At 62.1% G+C, this 20477-nt stretch carries 21 protein-coding genes; 9 read left to right on the top strand and 12 right to left on the bottom strand.

What is annotated here, in order from left to right; all coding sequences use genetic code 11:
- Nucleotides 1–76 precede the first annotated feature (76 nt).
- A complete protein-coding gene (recQ, locus tag C8K61_RS26190; RefSeq protein WP_108099924.1) occupies nucleotides 77–2212 on the top strand; it encodes a DNA helicase RecQ in 2136 nt (711 codons plus the stop codon).
- A gap of 116 nt (nucleotides 2213–2328) precedes the next feature.
- Entirely contained in the window at nucleotides 2329–3489 is a 1161-nt protein-coding gene (locus C8K61_RS26185) for a diguanylate cyclase (protein WP_108099922.1), read from the top strand.
- An 89-nt stretch (nucleotides 3490–3578) separates the two neighbouring features.
- On the opposite strand, the gene queD is transcribed toward C8K61_RS26185, so the two are convergent.
- Together queD and norR are read right to left on the bottom strand one after the other, a co-directional pair.
- Nucleotides 3579–3935 carry a 6-carboxytetrahydropterin synthase QueD gene (gene queD / locus C8K61_RS26180; protein WP_108099920.1) on the bottom strand — a complete coding sequence of 119 codons (357 nt, stop codon included), beginning with the start codon at nucleotides 3933–3935 and terminating at the stop codon, nucleotides 3579–3581.
- Nucleotides 3936–4048: 113 nt separating this feature from the next.
- A complete protein-coding gene (gene norR / locus C8K61_RS26175) occupies nucleotides 4049–5605 on the bottom strand; it encodes a nitric oxide reductase transcriptional regulator NorR (protein ID WP_108099918.1) in 1557 nt (518 codons plus the stop codon).
- 142 nt (nucleotides 5606–5747) lie between these two features.
- Between norR and hmpA the strand changes: the two genes are divergently transcribed.
- Nucleotides 5748–6926 carry an NO-inducible flavohemoprotein gene (gene hmpA / locus C8K61_RS26170; protein ID WP_108099916.1) on the top strand — a complete coding sequence of 393 codons (1179 nt, stop codon included), beginning with the start codon at nucleotides 5748–5750 and terminating at the stop codon, nucleotides 6924–6926.
- 69 nt (nucleotides 6927–6995) lie between these two features.
- On the opposite strand, the gene C8K61_RS26165 is transcribed toward hmpA, so the two are convergent.
- The 7 genes from C8K61_RS26165 to C8K61_RS26135 form a co-directional block, all read right to left on the bottom strand.
- The gene (locus C8K61_RS26165; protein ID WP_178086511.1) at nucleotides 6996–7352 is read right to left on the bottom strand and encodes a DUF5329 domain-containing protein; all 357 of its coding nucleotides are present in this window, start codon (nucleotides 7350–7352) and stop codon (nucleotides 6996–6998) included.
- Nucleotides 7306–8133 (bottom strand): hypothetical protein, encoded by an 828-nt coding sequence (locus C8K61_RS26160; protein WP_108099914.1) that lies wholly within the window; start codon nucleotides 8131–8133, stop codon nucleotides 7306–7308. Before C8K61_RS26160 ends, C8K61_RS26165 begins: the two co-directional genes overlap by 47 nt.
- A gap of 24 nt (nucleotides 8134–8157) precedes the next feature.
- The gene (locus tag C8K61_RS26155; protein WP_108099912.1) at nucleotides 8158–9237 is read right to left on the bottom strand and encodes a hypothetical protein; all 1080 of its coding nucleotides are present in this window, start codon (nucleotides 9235–9237) and stop codon (nucleotides 8158–8160) included.
- A gap of 144 nt (nucleotides 9238–9381) precedes the next feature.
- Nucleotides 9382–10653, bottom strand: coding sequence for an OmpP1/FadL family transporter (locus C8K61_RS26150; RefSeq protein ID WP_108099909.1), 1272 nt, complete (start codon nucleotides 10651–10653; stop codon nucleotides 9382–9384).
- Between the two features lie 176 nt (nucleotides 10654–10829).
- The gene (locus tag C8K61_RS26145; RefSeq protein WP_108099907.1) at nucleotides 10830–11309 is read right to left on the bottom strand and encodes a hypothetical protein; all 480 of its coding nucleotides are present in this window, start codon (nucleotides 11307–11309) and stop codon (nucleotides 10830–10832) included.
- Nucleotides 11310–11624: 315 nt separating this feature from the next.
- Nucleotides 11625–12479, bottom strand: coding sequence for a sulfurtransferase (locus C8K61_RS26140; protein ID WP_108099905.1), 855 nt, complete (start codon nucleotides 12477–12479; stop codon nucleotides 11625–11627).
- A 58-nt stretch (nucleotides 12480–12537) separates the two neighbouring features.
- Nucleotides 12538–13599 (bottom strand): SMP-30/gluconolactonase/LRE family protein, encoded by a 1062-nt coding sequence (locus tag C8K61_RS26135; RefSeq protein WP_108099903.1) that lies wholly within the window; start codon nucleotides 13597–13599, stop codon nucleotides 12538–12540.
- A gap of 146 nt (nucleotides 13600–13745) precedes the next feature.
- Between C8K61_RS26135 and rnd the strand changes: the two genes are divergently transcribed.
- The 5 genes from rnd to C8K61_RS26110 all read left to right on the top strand — a co-directional run bounded on the left by rnd (nucleotide 13746) and on the right by C8K61_RS26110 (nucleotide 18221).
- The gene (gene rnd / locus C8K61_RS26130; protein ID WP_108099901.1) at nucleotides 13746–14885 is read left to right on the top strand and encodes a ribonuclease D; all 1140 of its coding nucleotides are present in this window, start codon (nucleotides 13746–13748) and stop codon (nucleotides 14883–14885) included.
- Nucleotides 14882–15175, top strand: coding sequence for a YcgL domain-containing protein (locus tag C8K61_RS26125; protein WP_108099899.1), 294 nt, complete (start codon nucleotides 14882–14884; stop codon nucleotides 15173–15175). The genes rnd and C8K61_RS26125 overlap by 4 nt, the downstream gene beginning before the upstream one ends.
- A 152-nt stretch (nucleotides 15176–15327) precedes the next feature.
- Complete coding sequence (locus C8K61_RS26120) at nucleotides 15328–16260, top strand: D-2-hydroxyacid dehydrogenase (protein ID WP_108099897.1); 933 nt, start codon at nucleotides 15328–15330, stop codon at nucleotides 16258–16260.
- A gap of 136 nt (nucleotides 16261–16396) precedes the next feature.
- A complete protein-coding gene (locus C8K61_RS26115; RefSeq protein WP_108099895.1) occupies nucleotides 16397–16846 on the top strand; it encodes a YcgN family cysteine cluster protein in 450 nt (149 codons plus the stop codon).
- Between the two features lie 112 nt (nucleotides 16847–16958).
- On the top strand, nucleotides 16959–18221 hold the full coding sequence (locus C8K61_RS26110; RefSeq protein WP_256589563.1) for a hypothetical protein: 1263 nt from the start codon (nucleotides 16959–16961) through the stop codon (nucleotides 18219–18221).
- A gap of 33 nt (nucleotides 18222–18254) precedes the next feature.
- Here C8K61_RS26110 and C8K61_RS26105 read toward each other — a convergent pair whose 3' ends face one another.
- The 3 genes from C8K61_RS26105 to C8K61_RS26095 form a co-directional block, all read right to left on the bottom strand.
- Nucleotides 18255–18740, bottom strand: coding sequence for an RNA methyltransferase (locus C8K61_RS26105; RefSeq protein WP_108099893.1), 486 nt, complete (start codon nucleotides 18738–18740; stop codon nucleotides 18255–18257).
- A 170-nt stretch (nucleotides 18741–18910) separates the two neighbouring features.
- Nucleotides 18911–19282: a YajD family HNH nuclease gene (locus C8K61_RS26100; RefSeq protein ID WP_108099891.1), complete on the bottom strand. Its 372-nt coding sequence runs from the start codon at nucleotides 19280–19282 to the stop codon at nucleotides 18911–18913.
- Between the two features lie 81 nt (nucleotides 19283–19363).
- Entirely contained in the window at nucleotides 19364–20047 is a 684-nt protein-coding gene (locus C8K61_RS26095; RefSeq protein ID WP_108099890.1) for a spermidine synthase, read from the bottom strand.
- A 63-nt stretch (nucleotides 20048–20110) separates the two neighbouring features.
- On the opposite strand from C8K61_RS26095, the gene C8K61_RS26090 reads away from it, so the two are divergent.
- Entirely contained in the window at nucleotides 20111–20410 is a 300-nt protein-coding gene (locus tag C8K61_RS26090; protein WP_146174340.1) for a hypothetical protein, read from the top strand.
- The last annotated feature ends 67 nt before the right edge of the window (nucleotides 20411–20477 follow it).

Here is a 20477-nt window from a genome sequence, read left to right as displayed (position 1 = left end):
TCGTCCATTGCGGAGGGGCGCTGACGTATACTGCGGCGCTTTTCCGCCTGCACTTCTGCAACAGCTTGGGGTTTATATGCTCGAACCGGCTCTGCGCATCCTTAAAGACGTCTTTGGCTACGACAGCTTTCGTGGGCGTCAGGGTGCGATCATCGAGCGCGTAGCCAGCGGTGGCGACGCCCTGGTCCTGATGCCCACCGGTGGCGGCAAGTCGCTGTGCTTCCAGGTGCCGGCGCTGCTGCGTCCTGGTCTGGCGGTGGTGGTGTCGCCGCTGATTGCGCTGATGGAAGATCAGGTCGCCACCCTTGACGAGCTCGGTGTGGCGGCCGTGGCACTGAACTCAACCCTGAGCGCTGCCGAGCAACGGCAGATCGCCGACCGCATTCGCCGCAACGAAATCAAGCTGCTCTACGTGGCCCCGGAGCGCCTGGTGCAGCCACGCATGCTGGAGTTCCTGCAGGACCTGGACATCGCCCTGTTTGCCATCGACGAAGCGCACTGCGTGTCGCAATGGGGCCATGACTTCCGCCCCGAATACCTGCAACTGGGTCAGCTCGCCGCGCTGTTCCCCAATGTGCCGCGCATTGCCCTGACCGCTACGGCGGACATGCGTACCCGCGAAGAAATCGTCACCCGTTTGCACCTGCAAAACGCCGAGCGGTTTCTGTCGAGCTTTGACCGACCGAATATTTTCTACCGCATCGTGCCCAAGGAGCAGCCGCGCAAGCAGTTGCTGGCCTTCCTCAAGGAGCGCAAGGGCGATGCCGGTATCGTCTACTGCCTGTCGCGCAAGAAGGTCGAAGAAGTTGCCGCCTTCCTCAGCGCCGAAGGTTTCCCCGCGTTGCCTTACCACGCCGGGCTGCCCCACGAATTGCGCGCCTACCACCAGAAACGCTTCCTCAACGAGGAAGGCCTGATCATGGTGGCGACCATCGCTTTTGGCATGGGCATCGACAAACCCAACGTGCGGTTTGTCGCCCACCTCGACCTGCCGAAATCCCTTGAGGCCTATTACCAGGAAACCGGTCGCGCCGGCCGCGATGGGTTGCCGGCGGATGCCTGGATGGCCTACGGCCTGCAGGACGTGATCACCCTCAAGCAGATGCTGCAAAGCTCCGAGGGCGACGAGCGCCACAAGCGTCTGGAACAGCACAAGCTCGACGCCATGCTGGCGCTGTGTGAGCAGATTCGTTGCCGTCGTCAGGCGCTGCTGAAGTATTTCGATGAAGAGTTGCCGAACCCGTGCGGGCATTGCGACAACTGCATCGACAACGTGCAGACCTGGGACGCCACCGAGCCTGCGCGTCAGGCGCTGTCGGCGGTGTTCCGCAGTGGCCAGCGGTATGGCGTCGGCCACCTGGTGGACGTGCTGCTGGGCCGTGACAACGACAAAGTACGCAGCAGCGGCCACCAGCACCTGTCGGTGTTCGGCATGGGTAAAGCGCTGAGCGAAGGTGAGTGGCGTTCGCTGTTCCGCCAACTGGTGGCGCGCGGTCTGGCTGATGTCGACCTTGAGGGCTATGGCGGCCTGCGCCTGAGCGAAACCTGCCGGCCGTTGCTGCGCGGTGAAGTGAGCCTGGAGCTGCGCCGCGACCTGAAACCGCAACTGGCGGCCAAAGGCTCGTCGTCGGGCGGCAGCTCGGCCAGCCAACTGGTACGCGCGGACGAGCGCGAGCAGTGGGAAGCCTTGCGCGCCCTGCGGCGCAAGCTGGCCGAGGAACATGCGGTGCCACCGTATGTGATCTTCCCCGACTCGACGCTGCTGGAAATGCTCCGCAGCCAACCCGGCTCGCTGGCAGAAATGGCCGAGGTCAGTGGTGTGGGTGCGCGCAAGTTGGAGCGTTATGGCGCTGCCTTCCTCGAAGTGCTCAGCGGCGCAGCGGAAACGGCGCCGGTGGTGGTCGATATCCGTCACGAACTGGTCAGCCTGGCCCGCGCTGGTATGACCCCGCAGCAGATCGCCAGCCAGCTCAAGTGCACCGAGAAGAACGTCTACAGCCTGCTTGCCGAAGCCATCGGCCGCCAGCAGCTGTCACTTGAACAGGCGCTGGATCTGCCAACGGAGTTGCTCGGTGAAATTCAGGATGCGTTCCTCGATGCCGACGGCGAATTGCCTGCCGTAACGGCGATTGCCGAACAGTTCGCCGGGCGGGTGTCGGAAGGCGTGTTGTATTGCGTGCGCGCGGCGTTGCAGGCTGAGTTCGAGGTTTAAAAACATCGCTCTTCAGGCTGACAAAGTTATGGCGCCAACAAATCGCCAAGCTTGTTCCCTGAACTGACTGCGGCTATGGTGTCAAAAAGCCTCCCTACGAAGAGAAGAGGTAACGGGTGACGCTCCATCACGCCTGGCTGGACGATGTCCGCCCCAATCCTTATGCCGACCAGTTGTCCCTGGGCTTTCGCCTGTTGCGCTTCGTGCGTCCGCTGGAACTTGAATACCGCCAATACATGAGCGAAGACAGCTTCGACCTCAAGCGCATTGCCTTGAGTGTCGGCATGGTGCTGTGGCTGGCGTTCGCTGTTCTCGATTTTTCCCTGATCCAGGGCCCGCAACTGTGGTGGATGCAGGGCGTGCGTTTCAGTGTGCTGGCGATGCTGATTGTCTGTGGCTTTCTGGTGCTGCAACGCAAGCATGTGCACCTGTTGGTGCCGCTTAGCCTGACCTGTATCGGCGGCCTGGGCCTCGGTGCCGCGGCGGTGGTGGCGATTGCTCACACGGTCGACACCACTTACCCCTATGAAGGGTTGTTGCTGGTCTGTATGGCCGCTTACTTTCTGGTGGGCTTGCGGCTCTCCGAGGCGATTGCCACCTCGATGCTGGTGCTGCTGGCCTATGTGTTTCTCGAGTTGCTGGCCGGCTTGCCGATTCCGCGGCTGATCAACAACGCGCTGTTTCTGCTGTTCGGCAACCTGATGGGGGCGGTGGGCTGTTACCTGCTGGAGTTCAAATCCCGCGAGCACTTCCTGGTCAGCCGCCTGATGCGCGTGCTGGCCGATCACGACAGCCTCACCGGTTTGCACAACCGCCGCAGTTTCAACCGTCAGTTGGAACGCCTATGGCGCCAGGCGCAGCGTGAAAGCCAGTCGCTGGCGTTGCTGCTGTGCGACATCGACCACTTCAAAGCCTACAACGACTGCTACGGCCACCAGGCCGGCGACAACGTACTGCAGCGGGTCGGCGGGGTGCTCGCTGACGCGGCGCGGCGGCCGCTCGATATGTCGGTGCGTTTGGGCGGCGAGGAGTTCGCCGTGTTGCTTTACGACATCACCGACGCGCAGGCGCGCGAACGTGCTGAGGCCTTGCGGGCGGCGCTGGAAAAACTCGGCATTCGCCACGAGCGCTCGACCACCGCGCAGAGCGTGACCATGTCGGTGGGGGTGGCGTGTTTACTGCCGGCCGAGGAGGGCGATTTCAGTGTGCTGTACGAGCGCGCGGACCGGGCGCTGTATGAAGCCAAGGCGTTTGGGCGCAATCAAGTCGTTGCGTAGAGCTCTTGTAGGAGCGGCTTCAGCCGCGATTCCTGCATTCGCGGTCTCAAGAGCATCGCGGCTGAAGCCGCTCCTACGGGTCGCTGCCATCAATCCCCGCGGTATTCACATCCGCTGGTGCAGGTCTCGTGAATCCGTACCCGCGACAGCTCCGGCAGCAAGGGCTTGAGCTGTTGCCAGATCCATTTGCTGAGCACTTCGCTGGTGGGGTTTTCCAGGCCGGGAATGTCGTTCAGGTAGTTGTGGTCGAGCTGTTCGTACAGCGGCTTGAAGATCGCCTTGATCTCGGAAAAGTCGCGAATCCAGCCGGTGTACGGGTCCACGTCACCCTCGATATAGATCGCCACCCGGAACGAGTGACCATGCAGGCGCCCGCATTTGTGCCCGGCAGGCACGTGGGGCAGACGGTGTGCGGCTTCGAAGATGAATTCTTTAAACAGTTCCACGACGTAACGCTCTGAAAAGTGACTGGCCGAAAAATGACGGGCGAGTCTACCAGCTCAGGCCGGGCATTACCCGTGGCGCGCTTGTCTTCGCGGTCAGGAAGCGCCGAGCGGCATCAGGCTCTGAGGTTCAAGCGCTTGGCCAGGCGGCTGAGGTTGGCGCGGTCCAGGCCCAGTTCGCGGGCGGCGCTGGCCCAACTGCCTTGATGACGCTCCAGGCAGGCGCTGATCAGCAGGCGTTGGTAGTCATCCAGGTGTTGGCGAAGATCGCCAATGGCGCCTTCGACCTCGGGCAGGACGGGTGCGATTGGGCTGCTCTGGGTAGCGCTGTTCGGCAGAGCCAGGTCGGCGGCCTGCAGGCTGAGAATCCGCGGCCGTTCGCTGCAGGCGGCCAGGGCTTTGAGCGAGGCACGGCCGATCAGGTGTTCCAGTTCGCGCACATTGCCCGGCCAGTCGTAAGCCAGTAGCGCGGCCTGGGCATCGGCGGCCAGCCTCAGGCTGCGCAGGCCCAGGCGTGGGCGGTTGTCTTCAAGAAAATAGCCGGCCAGCAACAACACATCGCGGCCGCGTTCGCGCAGCGGAGGCACCCGCAGTGGGTACACGCTCAGGCGGTGGTAGAGGTCGGCTCGGAAGCGCCCGGCGCGCACTTCTTCGGCCAGATCGCGGTTGGTGGCAGCCAGCACACGCACGTTGACGTGGTGCTCCTTGTCCGAGCCCACCCGTTGCAACTGGCCGCTTTGCAGTACGCGCAGCAACTTGGCTTGCACCGGCAGCGGCAGCTCGCCCAATTCATCGAGAAACAGGGTGCCACCGTCGGCCAGTTCGAACTTGCCGCGGCGCTCGTTCACCGCCCCGGAAAACGCCCCGCGCACATGGCCGAACAGCTCGCTCTCCACCAGGGTTTCTGGCAGAGCGGCGCAGTTGAGGCTGATCATCGGCGCCTTGGCGCGCGGCGATTGCGCATGGATGGCCTGCGCCACCAGCTCTTTGCCGACCCCGGTTTCACCGCTGATCAACACGCTCAGTTCGCTGTTGCCGACCACCGCAATTTCTTCCACCAGGCGTTTGTGCGCAGGGCTCTGGCCGATCATTTCCTTGGCTTGTGCTTGCCCGGCCGCCTGTTTGTAGACCTCGGCCAGCTGGTGCTGGTCATGGGCATCGCGGGCCAGGCTGCTGATGCGCTCGCCAGCTTTGACGGTGGCCGCGGCCAGGCTGGAAAACGCCGCCAGGGTGCTGAGGTCAGCGGGGCTGAAACATTCAGCGTCCAGCGCATCGAGGGTCAGCACGCCCCAGGGGCGCTCGTCGAGGTACAGCGAGCAGCCCATGCAGTCGTGCACTTCCAGGTGGCCGTGAACGCCGTCGACCAGGCCGTCATAGGGGTCGGGCAGGTCGCTGTCGGCAGCGAAATGGGTGGGTAAACGATTTTCCAGTAAAGCCTTGAGTCGCGGGTGCTCAGCCACTTTGAAGCGGCGGCCGAGGGTGTCGACGCTCAGGCCGTGAACGGCCAGCGGCACCAGTTGATCGCCTTCCAGGCGCAGCAGCGCGGTGGCATCGCAGGGCAGCAGTTCGCGCAGGGCATCCAGCAGGCGTCGATAACGTTCGCCTTCGGGCAACTCGCGGGACAGGTCGGCGACCAGGGGAAGAAAGGCGCTGAGCAAGGAATTTGCAGTCATTTCGACCCTCTGTGAGTCATGGTGACTCGTGTCTATATGACTTATAAAAAACATAAGTCATTGAAAATAAAAGATTAAAAACTTGGCATGAATACTGGAATAAGCACTGGCAGAAACCCTACCACGATCCAGGAGAGAACACATGCTCAGTGCCCCGCAGACCGCGTTGATCAAAGCCACCGTGCCCTTGTTGGAGTCCGGCGGTGAAGCGCTGACCTCGCACTTTTACTCCACCATGCTGCGCGACTACCCCGAGGTACGCCCGCTGTTCAACCAGACCCACCAAGCCAGCGGCGCCCAAGCCCGCGCCCTGGCCAATGCGGTGCTGATGTACGCCAAGTTCATCGACCGGCTGGACGCACTCGGCCCCCTGGTAGGGCAGATCGTCAACAAACACGTGGCGTTGCAAATTCTGCCCGAGCACTACCCGATCGTTGGCAGCTGCCTGCTGCAGGCCATTCGCGAAGTGCTCGGCGCCGAGGTGGCTACCAATGAGGTGATAGACGCCTGGGGCGCCGCGTACCAGCAATTGGCCAACCTGCTGATGGGCATCGAAGAAACGATGTATAGCGAACGCGAGCAGGCCGACGGTGGCTGGCGCGGTGGTCGTCAGTTCCGCCTGGCGAGCAAGGTAGTGGAGAGCGAGGAAATCACCTCGTTCTACTTCGTGCCAGCCGATGGTGGCGCGCTGATGGATTTCGAGCCGGGTCAGTACATCGGTTTGCGCATCGAGATCGATGGCGACGATTTGCGCCGCAACTATTCCCTGTCGGCGGCGCCGAACCAACGTGAGTACCGCATCAGCGTCAAACGCGAAAAGGGTGGGCGGGTGTCGGGTTACCTGCATGAGCAGTTGCAGGTTGGCGACAGCCTGGAACTGTTCCCACCGGCGGGGGCCTTCACCTTACGTGCGTCCGAAAAACCATTGGCACTAATTACTGCGGGTGTCGGCATCACTCCGGCGCTGGCGATGTTGGAGCAGGCACTGGATACCGGTCGCGATATCCACTTTATCCACTGCGCCCGCCACGGCGGCGTACATGCTTTTCAGGAGTGGCTGGCGAGCAAGGCTGAGGCGCATCCGCAGCTCAAGCGCTTCTACTGCTACAGCGAACCGCGCGATGAAGACCTGCATGTGGACAGCGGTTTTCTCACCGAAGAACGGCTGGCGCGCTGGCTGCCGCAGGAGCTGGACCTGGATGCGTATTTCCTCGGGCCACAACCGTTTATGGCGCACGTGAACCGCAGTTTGCGCGGCCTGGGCGTGCCGGCGGAGCAGTGCTATTACGAGTTCTTTGGCCCGGCGGGGACGCTTGAGTAACGCGATACCTGCAACCCTCTCCCAGCCCTCTGCCGGCTTGCGGGAGAGGGCTGGGGAGAGGGTTTTGATTCAGGGCTGACGAATCCGTTGCAATTCCCCATTCAACCAATCCGCTGACGGTTGCTGCTGGCCATTGCAGTCCACGCTGTACGGCTTGCCACTGATGCTGCTGCCGGTGGCGGCGCGTTTGATGAAGTCTTCGCTGCTATCCACCAGGCCTTTGTTTTCCAGGTAGTCGAGCTTCTGTTGCAGGTGCATGCGCGCTTCCTTGCCGTCGTAGGCGCTGCCATTGCGGATAAAACTGCAGCCGCTGCTTTCCACGAAAACCAGCAGTTTGCCGACTTCTTCCTGGCTCTGCGGGTTGAGTGCAGCCTGGCTTTCAGTCGCTGCAAACAGGCAGCAGCTGATGCAGATAATCCGCCACATAGGTGTGAAAACCACCATCGTTCCAATACTCCATATGACTCAAGGGCGTGTGCCGTTTGTACCAGGGGCCGACGGCCATGGCGCGGTCCTCGCTAACCACCGCAGCATAGTTGGGCAGCGGCCGCAGCGGGTAACCGAGGGCGTCGGCCGGTGCGTAGAGGTTAAGCCAGCGTGCTTGCTCGCGCACGGTTGCGCTCAGGCAGTGGCCGGGAAAACGGATGGGCAGTACCGGGTTGTAGGCGAAGGTGAACAGCGGAATATTGCAGCCGAAGGTCACCAGCCCGGCCAGGGTTTCCAGGCCCAGAAAGGGGTCCAGCGCGCAGCTTGGTGTGCTGTTGAGCTGCTGCTGATCCCAGGCGTAGTTGGAAAAGATATGCCCGCCCAGCGAATGCGCTAATACCACCAGCGGCGTCTGCGCGCCGACCTTGGCGCGCAGCGCCTGCAGGCCCTGGCGCACGGTCTGATGCACTTCCTGGTAGGTGGTGTCGTAGGCCTCGCTGACCTTGCGGTAGCCGCTGGCATCGCCAAGAAACAGGGTGACGGCGCGGCGCAACCAGCGCCAGGTCACGGGCTCCTCCTTGAGTTTTTCCAGGTAGGCGAACTCGCGGTCATCGAGCACGTTGGCCCAGTACAGACTTTGAAACGCCACCTGATCCGCCTCGGCGCCCAGGCGCAGGCGCAGGGCGGCGATCAGTGGCTGGGCAAACAGGTGATGCCCTTCGGCATCGAGTTGCGCGGGTTGGGTGCCAATGCCATGGATGATGGCAACTGCAAGCTTCATGACCGTCCTTGGTGTAGTGCGTTTTTAAAGGGCTTGCAGGCGCTCGCCGAGTTTGTTGCTGTCGACCAGCTCAAGGAACTCGTCGCCCAGGCGCCGACTGGCGTCCATGGCGGCGCGCCAGTAGCGTTCGCGGCCGCTGTCATCGCCCAGGTAACGGCTGAAGTCCTTACGGTCGGGCAGCTTGCCGTGGGGCAACTTGGCCAGGTATTCCCGCGACGGCGCCAGCAGCAATACGTTCTGCAGGCGCCCGCTGTCGCCTTTGCGCCACGGCAGGCCCTTGTCGAACCAGCCGGGAATCACTTTGTCGGTGAAGTGTGGGTAGAGCACCAGGTCATCGCCGCTGTAGGGCAGGTCGAGGTGGTAATCGAGCAGGCCGCCATCGCGGTAAGTACCGGCGCCGGCGCCGGGAATATCACGCACGCCTTCCATCACCATCGGAATCGAACCGGAGGCCAGCAGCGCATGGCGCAGGTTGCCGGCATCCAGGTGCAGCAGGCGCGAGGGGAAGTCGCTCAAGGCATTGAGCGGCGGCAGGCTGCGGGCGTCATGCAGAATCACCCGCTCGAAATGCTTCGATAAGCGCGGGCGGCCAAGCAGGTTGTTGCCGATCACCGAGGACAAGCCCAGGCCCAGTGCGCCACGCCGATCATGGGCGAGCAGGCCGAGGCTTTTCACCACCATGATGTTCAGGCTGTAGTGCGGGTTGCTCAGCACGTGGGCGTCCTGGCCGTCGAGCAGGTCGTCGAGCATGCGCACGCAGCTTTGCGACACCTCGGCCATGGTCACGCCCTTGGCAAATCGCTGCTGGGTATACAGCTCGCCCAGGCGCTGGATGCCGGCAGCGGCATCGGGCAGGCAGGCACTGGCGAAACGCCAGGAGCCGATGGAGGCGCCGATCAACGAGCGTTGGCGCGGCGCACGCGGCAGCCAATCGCCGAACAACGCCAGGTCCAGGCCTTGAATACCGAGGGCTTTCGGGCCGCCTGCAGCGCCGGGCAGGATGCCGACATCAGCAGGCTGCAAACCGCGCTCGCGAATACGCGCCAGGGCTTTGCTGCCGGCTTTGAGGGTAAGGGCGGGGGACTTGATTTGGATCGCGCTCATGTAGGCCTCCATCACGCAAGGGGGCGATTATAGAGCGGCGGGCTGTAAGGCCAAGCGTCTTTTGTGGTGTGAATATGGGGCCAAAACTCAGCCCAAAAAAAACTCGCCCCCGTAGGAGGGCGAGTTCGGTCTACGAAAAACGAGTTAGAAGCGGTACGAAACCTGAGTACCGAAACCGTGTGCACTGTTTTCGTAGGTGGCGCTGTAGCTGCCTTTACCGGACTGTGCGTCGTCGATCTTGGTGTCTTCTTCCCACAGGTAGGAGTAGGCCAAATCAACGGTCAGGTCTTCAGTCGGGTTCCAGCCCACACCGAAGCTGACAGCGGTACGGTCGCCAGTCGGGATACGTGGCGAGCGGTTGGCGTTGTTGGTCGGGCTTTGGTCGAACGCCAGGCCAGCACGCAACGTCCACTGTTGGCTCAGTTTGTAGGCCGTACCCAGTGCGTAACCCCAGGTGTCATGCCAGTTCTGTTCTTCAGTGATGGTGGAGAAGGTGGTCGCGGTTGGGCCTTTGACGCCGTCGTTTTCAACGGTGATTTCTTTCAGGCGACTCCAACGGGTCCATGTGCTACCGGCGTAGACGGTCCAGGCATCGTCGATGTCATGGGTGATCGAGGCATCAACCGATTCCGGGGTGGTCAGGTCCAGCGACGCATCGTATTTACCGTAGGCGCCCAGCGATGTGTAGATGGGGTCATTACCGGAGATGGTGGTGTCACCCTCCAGTTTGTACTTGACCTTGGAGTGGTAGGTCACGCCAGCGCGGGTATGCGGGGTGAATTCGTACAGAGCGCCGATGTTGTAGCCGACGGCAGTGTCGTCGCCTTTGATTTTCACACGGCTGTCGCCCAGCGTCGGGTTCAGACTACCCAGAGCGCTTTCCAGCTTGCCGTCGATACGGTTGATGGTTGGACCACCACCAATGGACAGCTGATCGTTGACGCGAAAGCTCACAGTCGGCTGCACGGTAACCACTTTCACTTCGCTGTAGTCGCCGAATTTGCGGCCCTGGAAGCCCCCTTCATAGTCGGTGATCAGGCCAAACGGGGCGTACACGCCGACGCCGAAGGTCCACTGATCGTTAACTGGGTTGACGTAGTAGCCCATCGGCACGGCAGTGAAGGGAACCATGTCGCCATCGTTGCTGCCGGAGGTGGAGCCACTGGTGTGGCTGATATCGGTTTTCGCCATGATGGCGGCGGCGCCAACGCTGACTTCCTGACGCTTCAGGCGCGACATGCCAGCCGGGTTGCCAAACAGGGTGGTGGCATCGTCGGCCGAGGACGAACGCCCAGCGAAGGAAGAGCCCATGCCGCTGATGCTTTGTTCGTTGAGGGCAAAACCGCCAGCGAGGGAGTAGCTGGAGGCGGCAGAAATGGTCAGGGCTAGGGTGGTCTTGAACCAGGCGTGTTTCATCGGAAAGTCCTGTTGTATTTTTGTACGGGGGGCGGAAATTATCAGGATTTGAATTACCTGGCCAGTTGCTCAAGAACGCCACTTTGCGGCCAATTGTCGGACAATTTGAGGCAAAGTGATGGCAACGTCGGCAATCTTGTACGAGCGTACTTTTGCCGGATGGTTCCAGGAAGATTTCAGGCGGCTTGTTGCGCTTTTGCTACGTAGTGATGCCATGCCCGACTGAAATCGCGCAGCCGCCCCTGGGGCTGGAACACTTGTTGCCACACCTGGGCCATGCCCATTATGTCGTCAACCTCAGGCAGATTGGGGCTTTGCGCCTCGACCATGAGCCAGGCAATCGCCGTGGCGTAGCGCAGGTTGACCGTCAGTTCGAGGTGCGGTGCCGCCAGAAATGCATGTTGACTGGCCAGGCCGCGAACCCGGCTGGCCAGTTCCGGATCGAGCGCCAAGTGCTGATCCCAGAACATTTGGTGACGCAAATCGGCGATTCGGTACAGGCCGTGACCAGCTTGGTCATCCAGCGCCGAGCCAAGCGCGGACTGACAAGCGGCAGCGCAGAGCAGAAAGGATTCGGCGCACGGGCTGTGGCGATCCAGGTAGAGGAGGGTAGGGCGGATAACGTGTTGGCATAACTCACTGGCGGCGATGCCCATAGATACCTCTGAAAAGAAGTGACCGGTGGGACCTTGGCGCCTGGCAGCGGTGTTGAAACGAATTTTCGAAAAGGCCCCACCGGGAGCGGGGTTAGCCGCTCCTGTTGAAGCATAGTCAGACCATTGTGCTGTAAAGGGCTGTTTTTAAATCATTTGCGGCTTTGTTTATGGCTGTATATGCCTCGCCGTACTTAAAACGAGGTTTTAGAGCGATTTGCTGGTCTGTGTAGGAGCGGCAGGGTGGCATTCCGATTAGCCGCGATGCATTTGATTTTTCAAGAGCATCGCGGCTGAAGCCGCTCCCACGGGCCGTGCTCACTCGCCCGTAGCGATTGGACGATCGGGATCGGTGATCCACTCGCTCCACGAGCCGGCATACAGCGGCGCCAAGGGGTAGCCAGCCAGGCTCAGGGCGAACAGGTTGTGGCAGGCCGTCACGCCAGAGCCGCAGTAGGCCACCAGGCCGTCGACCGAGCGCTCACCCAGCAACGCGGCGAAGCGGGCGTGCAATTGCTCGGCGGGCAGAAAACGCCCATCGCTGCCCAGGTTGTCGGTGAATACGGCGCACTGCGCGCCGGGAATATGGCCGGCCACCGGGTCGATGGGTTCGATTTCACCTTTGAAACGCGGCAGGGCGCGGGCATCGATCAGGGTCAGTTCCGGGTCGCCGAGGAGGATTTCCAGCTGCTCGGCGCGGATCACCAGGCGGTCATCGGCTTGGCCGGCAAAGTCGCCAGCAGCGCGCTCGGGCAACGCTTGGTTCAGCGGCAGGCCGGCTTCTTTCCAGGCTTTCAAACCGCCATCCAGCAGGTAGACGTTGTCGCGCTTGCCCAACCACGCCAGCAACCACCAGGCGTGGGCGGCGAAGGCACCGGGGCCGTCGTCATACAGGATTACTTCGCTGGCGGTGTTCAGGCCCCAGGCACGAAGCTGTTGGCTGAGTGTTTGTGGGTTGGGCAGCGGGTGGCGGCCGGTGCGGCCTTTGACGATGGTGCCGGACAGGTGCTGTTCAAGGTCGGCGAATACGGCGCCGGGAATATGCCCCTCGGCATAACTGCGTTGGCCGTAGGCCAGGTCGTCGAGGGCAAAGCGGCAGTCGAGAATCAGGCGATCAGGGCCGGCCGGGCGGCTGGCCAGTTCGCTAGGGGTAATCAGTTGCGCGAGGGGCATGGTGGGCACCTGAGATAAATCGGGGCGCCCATCATAAACGCAGAAGTTGGCGCCTGACTCAGTCGATCTTCAGCTTGCCAATGCGGTCGTTGTCCAGGCTGCCGAAGTACAGGTAGCCGCCCACCGGTTTGACCGAGGTGACCATGCGCAAGTTGCTGCCGCTGGTGTCGTGCAGGCTACGGGTGATCTTGCCTTGTTCGTCGATGGCAATCGCCAGGCCGTATTTGGCCGGTTTCGGCCACAGGCTGCGCGGCAGTTTGGCCATTTGCGCTTTTAGCCAGGGCTGGCCCTGGAGGAAGTCGGCGTCGGCTTTACGTGGAGTGGGTAGGGCCACCCAGAAGGTGCCGGCACGGTCGCCTTGGAGGTTGTCGGGCATGCCCGGCAGGTTGTCGATAAAGATGTCATGGGTGCCGGTTTTCGGGCCTTTGAGCCACAGGCGGCTGATGCGGTAGCGGTAGGTTTCGTTGACCAGAACGAAATCTTCCTTGGCCGACAGGGCCACGCCGTTGGCGAAATACAGGTCCTTGAGCAGCACGTCGGTGGTCTTGCTCACCGGGTCGTAGCGCAGCAGGCGGCCATAGGGGCGGCCTTCGAGCAGGTCGAGCAGGTAGTCCGGCTGTTCGAATTTGCTCGACGCATCAGAGAAGTAGATGCGCCCGTCGCTGGCGATATCCAGGTCGTCGGTGAAGCGGAACGGCACGCCGCCGGCTTCGGTGCTGAGCACGCTGATCTGGCCTTGGGGGTCGATGCTCAGCAAGCCTTTATAGGAGTCGGCGACGATCAGGTTGCCCTTGGCGTCGAAGTCCATGCCCAGCGGGCGGCCTTTGGTGTCGGCGAAGGTTTCCACCGTGCCGTCGGTTTTCACTCGAATGATTTTGCCGTCATGGGTGCCGCCATAGACGCGACCCTCGGCGTCGACGGCGGTGTCTTCAGGGCCGTGTACCTGCCCTTTGGCCAGTAGCTCGGCCTTCATCAGCGCGTCGTTGGGCTCCAGCACACCGGTCATTGCCGGTTCGTGGGGCGGGGTCCAGGCCAGTGGGTCGATCGGGCTGGGTTTGGCCAGCACATAGACCACAGCAATGACCAATAGCAGGGCCACCAGGCCCAGAAGCTTTTTCATGACATATCCTTGTTCTGATTATTGTCGGACAAAACGACGGCAGCATAGGAGCGCCGATAACGCAGGGCAAGCCGTGAATCACCGGCCGAATCACCGGTCATAGCCAGGCTCGATATATACTGCGCGGCAACTTTAAGGAGAGGCATGTGGCCATCGACATCAATTGGATCCGCGATGACGCCAGCTTGGCGCACCTGTGCGCTGAATGGCGGCGTCTGCCGTACGTGGCCCTCGACACCGAATTCATGCGGGTCGACACCTTCTACCCCATCGCGGGCCTGCTGCAGGTGTGTGACGGCAGCCAGGTTTATCTGATCGATCCGCTGCTGATTCAGAGCTGGGACGCCTTCGCCGAGCTGCTGGCGGACCCGGCTGTGCTCAAGGTCCTGCATGCGTGCAGCGAAGACCTCGAAGTGTTTTCACGCCTCACCGGCACCTTGCCGTTACCGTTGTTCGATACCCAGATCGCCGCGGCCTACCTCAATATCGGTTTTTCCATGGGCTACTCGCGCCTGGTGCAGAGCGTGCTGGACATCGACCTGCCCAAGGGCGAAACCCGCTCCGACTGGCTGCAGCGGCCGCTGTCGGAAACCCAGGTCAGCTATGCCGCCGAAGACGTGCTGCATCTGGCCGAGGTCTATCAGGCCCTGCGCGCGCGCCTGGCGCCGGACAAGTTCAACTGGGTGCTGGAGGATGGCGAAGAAATGGTCGCCAACCTGCGCCGCGAGATCGACCCCAATGAGGTCTACCGCGACGCCAAGCTCGGTTGGAAACTGGCCCCGGCCAAACTCGCCGTGCTACGCGAACTCTATGCCTGGCGCGAGCAGCAGGCGCGCCTGCGCAACCAGCCGCGCAACCGGGTGATCCGCGAAAACTCGCTGTGGCCGATGGCCCGCACCCAACCGGACAACCTGGTCGCCCTGGCGCGCATCGAAGACATGCACCCGAAAACCGTGCGTCAGGACGGCGAGTTCCTCCTTGGCCTGATCAAGCAGGCGGCCGCCAAACCGGCCGAGGAGTGGCCCGAGCCCATCCCCGAGCCGCTACCGGTGGAAGCCGCAGCCTTGCTCAAGGTGCTGCGCGCCATTGGCCAGGCGGAGGCCGAGCGCCTGGATATCGCCCCGGAAATCATGCTGCGCAAGAAAGTGCTCGAAGCCCTGCTGAAAAGCGGCTACCCCAATGGTCCGTACCAACTGCCCGATTCCCTGCGCGGTTGGCGCCGTGAATTGATGGGCCAGGAGCTGCTCGACAGCCTGGCCGCGTACACCCAGGAACAACAGGCATGAAAAAGATTTGCTCGATTTACAGCAGCCCGAAAAAAAACGAGATGTACCTCTACGTGCTCAAGGCCGATGCCTTGAAAAAAGTGCCGGAGTCGTTGCTGGTGGCCTTCGGTGCGCCCCGGCATACGTTTGATCTGGTGCTGAGCCCGGAGCGTGCGTTGGCCAGGGAAGACATCACGGTCGTCCTCGCCAATCTGGAAAAGCAGGGCTATCACCTGCAGATGCCGCCGGCCGAAGACGAGTACATCCAGCATCTTCCCGAAGAGCTTCTGCGCCGCAACGATCCGGTGTAAAGCGACTTCCTGGGCCCTAGCCCAGTAAGTTGGAAGACGCGTTAAAGCAAAAAGAAAAGCCGGGCGGAGTCCCGGCAATCCCACCGTATTTTTCTGTCTTAAGGAGCTGCTACTCAGAGTGGCAGCGCCGTGTTTGAAGGTTTTCCTGCCCCATGCGCGTTTTACTTGCTGAACATGACCACGCTCTGTATGCCGACCTGCTGCGTGCCGCTCAACCCGATCTGGACCTGGTGATCAGCGACGATCCCAGTACATTGGCGCAGCTGGCGCCGGGCTGTGAGGTGTGGCTGGGTGAGCCGGGCCTGCTCGCCACTGTGTTGCGCAAGGGCCACCAACCGCAGTGGTTCCAGTCGACCTGGGCGGGTATCACGCCGTTGCTGCAAAAAGACCTGCCCACCGACTACCGCCTGACCCGCGCGGTAGGGATTTTTGGCCAGGTGATGTCCGAGTACCTGCTCACCTATATGCTCGCCCACGAGCGCGAAGTGCTGGCGCGCCTGGCCGCTCAGGTGGAGCGTCGCTGGGATAACCACGCCCCGCATAGCCTGGCCGGGCGGCGGGTGCTGATTGTCGGTACCGGTGAGATCGGCCTGAGCGTGGCGCAGTTTCTCGCCGCGTTTGGCGTGGAGCTGTACGGCGTGGCCAGCTCGGCCCGTGATCTGCCGCCGTTCAAGGAAGTCGCGGCGATGGACGAGTTGCCGCGTCTGGTGGGCCATGCTGACTACGTAATCAACCTGCTGCCGGATACGCCGAGCACCCACGATATCTACGATGCCGCGCTGTTTGCCCGTTTCCTGCCGACTGCGCTGTTCATCAACGCCGGGCGCGGTGTGGCGGTGGTCGATGCAGATCTGGTCGCGGCCTTGCGCGAAGGTCACTTGGCCGGCGCGATCATTGACGTCTGCCGTCAGGAGCCGTTGCCGGCGCGGCATCCGTTCTGGACCGCGTTTGGCCTGCTGCTCACCGGCCACAGCTCGGCGCCGACCTTGCCGCCTTTGATGGCACAGCTGTTTCTGGACAATCTGCAGCGCTATCAAAACGGCGAACCGTTGCGCGGCGAAGTGGACTTTTCCAAAGGCTATTGAGAGCAGAGAGGCAAGACTGGTTCGCAGGCCCGTCAAAGGGCCTGCAACCGTTTGGCAATGCGGCCTTGGCCGGTGCCCGGGCAGGCGCTAGACTGCCGCGCTTCAGCTCAGCCCATTTACGAATCCGTACCTTGCCATGGCCGCCATCGTCCAACCTTTCTGGAAACGCAAAACCCTCGACCAGCTCGATCAGGACGAGTGGGAATCGCTGTGCGACGGCTGCGGCCTGTGCTGCCTGCAAAAGCTCGAAGATGAAGACGACGGCAGCGTGTACTACACACGCATCGCCTGCAAACTGCTGGACCTGAAAACCTGCCAGTGCAGCAACTACGCCAACCGTCGCCAGTTCGTACCTGACTGCATCCAGCTCACTCCGGGGCAGGCCAGCGAATTCCAATGGCTGCCACCCACCTGCGGTTACCGCCTGGTGGCCGAAGGCAAAGACCTGGAAAGCTGGCACCCGCTGGTGTGCGGTGACCCGCAAATGGTCCACAACGCCGGCATTTCCCAGGTCGGCACTATGCTCAGTGAGACCGCCGTCGCTGAAGACGACTGGGAAGACTATATGATCTTCCGCTCCGGCTGAGGCTGTGCAGCGTTGGGCTTCGCTGCGCTCAACGGGCGAGAGCTCGGTGAATCAAACGAAATCAGGCCGGTCATAGGGAATTACCGCGCCGCGTTACAAGGACTTGTTTTTGATGCCCATCCGACTCCGTCTGCTCCTTTCTGTCGCACTGCTGGCCTGCAGCTCCCCGCTATTGGCGGTGGAAAAGGTCGACCTCGATTACACCGTGCGTTTCCTCCCCGACAGCGACCAGGCCGAAGTGCGCCTGACCCTGGAAGAGGGCGCCGCGGTGCGCAGCTTGAGCTTCAACCTGGGGAAAAAAGGCTACTACAGCGACTTCAAAACCGACGGCACCTGGCAGCTTGGCAACGCGCAAACCGGCGAAACGCAGCAGGGCGTGTGGCAGCCGGGCAAGGGCAAGACCAGCCTCACCTACCGCGTGCGCATCAGCCACCCAAGGCCGTCAGCCGACGGTAAAACCACCAGCTACGACGCGCGGATGACCGCCGACTGGGCGCTGTTGCGTGGCGATGACCTGGTGCCCAGCGCCAAGCTCGATCAGCACGACGGCACCGAGTTGGTGTCGCGCCTGCAATTCGAATTGCCCAAGGGCTGGAAGAGTGTCGAAACTGGCTGGCCGCGCATCGGCAAGAACCGCTTTCGCATCGACAACCCGTCGCGCCTGTTGGACCGTCCAACTGGTTGGATTCTCGCCGGCAAAATTGGCACCCGCCGCGCCAAGCTGGGCGAAACCGAAGTCACCGTGGCCGCGCCAGTGGGTGCTGGCATGCGCCGCATGGACGTGCTGACCATGCTCACCTTCGTCTGGCCGCAGGTGCAGAGCGTATTCCCCCGCGACCCGGCCAAGCTGCTGGTGGTCGGCGCCGGCAACCCGATGTGGCGCGGCGGCCTGTCGGCCTCCAACTCGTTGTTCATGCACGCCGACCGCCCATTGGTCAGCGAGAACGGCACCAGTTCCTTGGTGCACGAACTGGTGCATGTGTTCAGCCGTATCCGCGACACCGATAAAAGCGACTGGATCAGCGAAGGCCTGGCCGAGTACTACGCCATCGAGTTGGTGCACCGCGCAGGTGGCATGAGCGAGGAACGCTACAAGGCGGTGAACGCCAACCTCAAACAGTGGAGCCGCAAGGTCGACACGCTGCGCGGCAACAGCGTCAGCGGCCGCACCACGGCGCGGGCGGTGCTGTTGCTGCAAGACCTCGACCGCGAAATCCGCAAAGGCACCGACAACAAACGTTCGCTGGACGACGTCAGCCGCGGCTTGATGCGCATGGATGCGGTCAGCACCAAAGACTTCATCAGCTTGAGTGAAGAGGTGCTGGGCGGCAGCTCGAGTGTGCTGGATACGCCGTTGCTCAAAGCGTCTGAATAGCGGCGAACCTGTGAAGATGTCGGCTTGGCTATTTCAGGACTGAAACGACTTACCAAACAACGGCCCGGACTTGGTATTCAGGCCTTTCGCCAGGCGGTCGTACAGCACCACGTTAACGGTCGCCGCCAGGTTCATGCAGCCATTGGTGGGGATGTAGATCACCTCTTCACACCAGGCCAACACCTCTTTGCCCAGTGAGCCATCTTCGGGGCCGAAGATGTAGATGGCGCGGTCCGGGTGGGTGTATTCGGTCAGCGGCTTGGCGCCTTCCACCAGTTCCACTGCCACCGGCGTGCAGCCCAGGGGAATGATGCTTTGCAGGTCTTCGATGCCGATCAGCGGGATGTCCTGGTGGACCATCTTCGTGTCGGTGGCGAACTCCTGGGCGCGAGCGTAACGCTTGCCGGTGTAGAACACCGAGTTGACGCCGTAGCAGCCGGCGGCGCGCATCACGGCGCCGACGTTATCTGGGGACTTGGGGTTGAACAGGCCGATGCAACTGTAACGACGATTAGCCACGTATATCTCCAGGCCCCATGAAAACTACTGCGCTCGGTTAGGCTGCGTTGAAAACATTCTCAAAATGCTCATTGGCTACAGCCAACTCCGCTTTTTCACCTGTTTTCGCCTTGCCTACCCATCGCTCGCTACGTTTCAAGCGGCCTTATTCATGTAAGAGGGGCGGCTATTTACTCTTTGCTTTTCAGCAGCGCGGCCAGGTCGGCGAACGCCTTGTGCGTCACTTTCGGCCCGGTCGGGCTGGCCGTGGAGCCTTCGCTGAAGTACTGCTGGTCGGTGTAGCGCGAGTGTTCGTTGTCGTGACAGAACAGGCACAGCAGCTCCCAGTTGGAGCCGTCCTGCGGGTTGTTGTCGTGGTTGTGGTCGCGGTGGTGCACGGTCAGTTCGCTCAGGCGTTTGCCTTCGAACTCGCGCTGGCAGCGGCCACAGATGTGCGGGTACATCTTCAGTGCTTTGGCGCGGTAGCCTTCTTCGCGGCTACGTTGGGCTTCGGCGATCAGGCGGTCGGTCTTGAGGGTGGCCGCCGATTTTTCAGTGCTCATGGGAATACCTGTTCAGTCCAGGGTGTCGATATTGCCGCTATGGTGAGCCCGGCGCGCGGGCTTCTCAAGCGCCTGTCACGGTTAAGCGCGTTTTTCCGCGATCCAGATGGTGTGGCGGGTGCCTTTGTTGCCGTGGGCGTACACCTGCACCTCTTCAACCTTGAAGCCGGCCTTGGCCACCCGCTCGGAAAACTTGCGGTCGGCGCTGGCCGACCATACCGCCAGAATGCCTTTGGCGCGCAACGCGCGGTGGCAGTTCTGTAAACCGGCGGCGGAGTACAAACCGCTGTTACTTCTCTGCGTCAGGCCTTCGGGGCCGTTGTCGACGTCGAGCATGATGGCGTCAAAGCCCTGCGGTTCGCTTTGCAGCACGTTGGCCACGTCGGCGCAGCGGATTTCGCTGCGTGGGTCATCAATCGGCATACCAGCCTTGGCGCCCAGCGGGCCGCGGTTCCATTCGATAACTCCGGGTACCAGTTCGGCGACCACTACCTGGGCATTTTTACCCAGGTGTTTGAGCGCCGAGGCCAGGGTAAAGCCCATGCCCAGGCCGCCGATCAGCACGCGCGGGGCGGGGCGGTGGGTCACGCGCTTGCAGGGGATTTCCGCCAGGGCATCTTCGGAGCCGTGCATGCGTGTGTTCATCAGTTGGCCGCCGTCGCCGCCCTGAATCTTGATGACAAAATCCTCGCCATACTCGAATAGGCACAGGGCGCCACCGTTCTCGGGGATCGGGGCGGTGTCGAGCAGCACGAAACGTTTCATTGAGAGTGAGCCTAATACGGGGCGCGTAGTCTAACGTTCACGCCAGGGTAGAGGAGGTGCGTTATGCATATGTCCAGATCGATGGTGCTGTGGGCCGGCCTGTTGGGCTCGGCCATGGCAGTGGCGGCCACGCCCGGTTCACCGGGTACGGCCACGCCCAACCCGTACCAGACCATTCAACCGCGCAACGTGCCGATGCCGGCGCCGGCGGCGCGGCCGACCACGCCGGGCAGCTACGACTCGCGCAGCCTGCCGCCGGCCAATACGGTGAACCCTCGGGATAACGGCCTGCCGCAGATGCAGCAGACGCCGAGTACGCCGAAGGTGAAGCCGGCAGAGCCGGTGAAACCGAAGGTCGAGTAGGGGGGCTTTTTTGTGGGAGCGGCCGGTCCGGCGCTCCGGTCAGCCGCGATGCTTTTAAGGTAAAGAG

This window comes from Pseudomonas sp. GV071 (assembly GCF_003050835.1).
In the GTDB taxonomy this organism is placed as follows: domain Bacteria; phylum Pseudomonadota; class Gammaproteobacteria; order Pseudomonadales; family Pseudomonadaceae; genus Aquipseudomonas.
The sequence above is the reverse complement of the archived record's forward strand: the minus strand, read 5'-3'. Positions and strand labels throughout refer to the sequence as shown.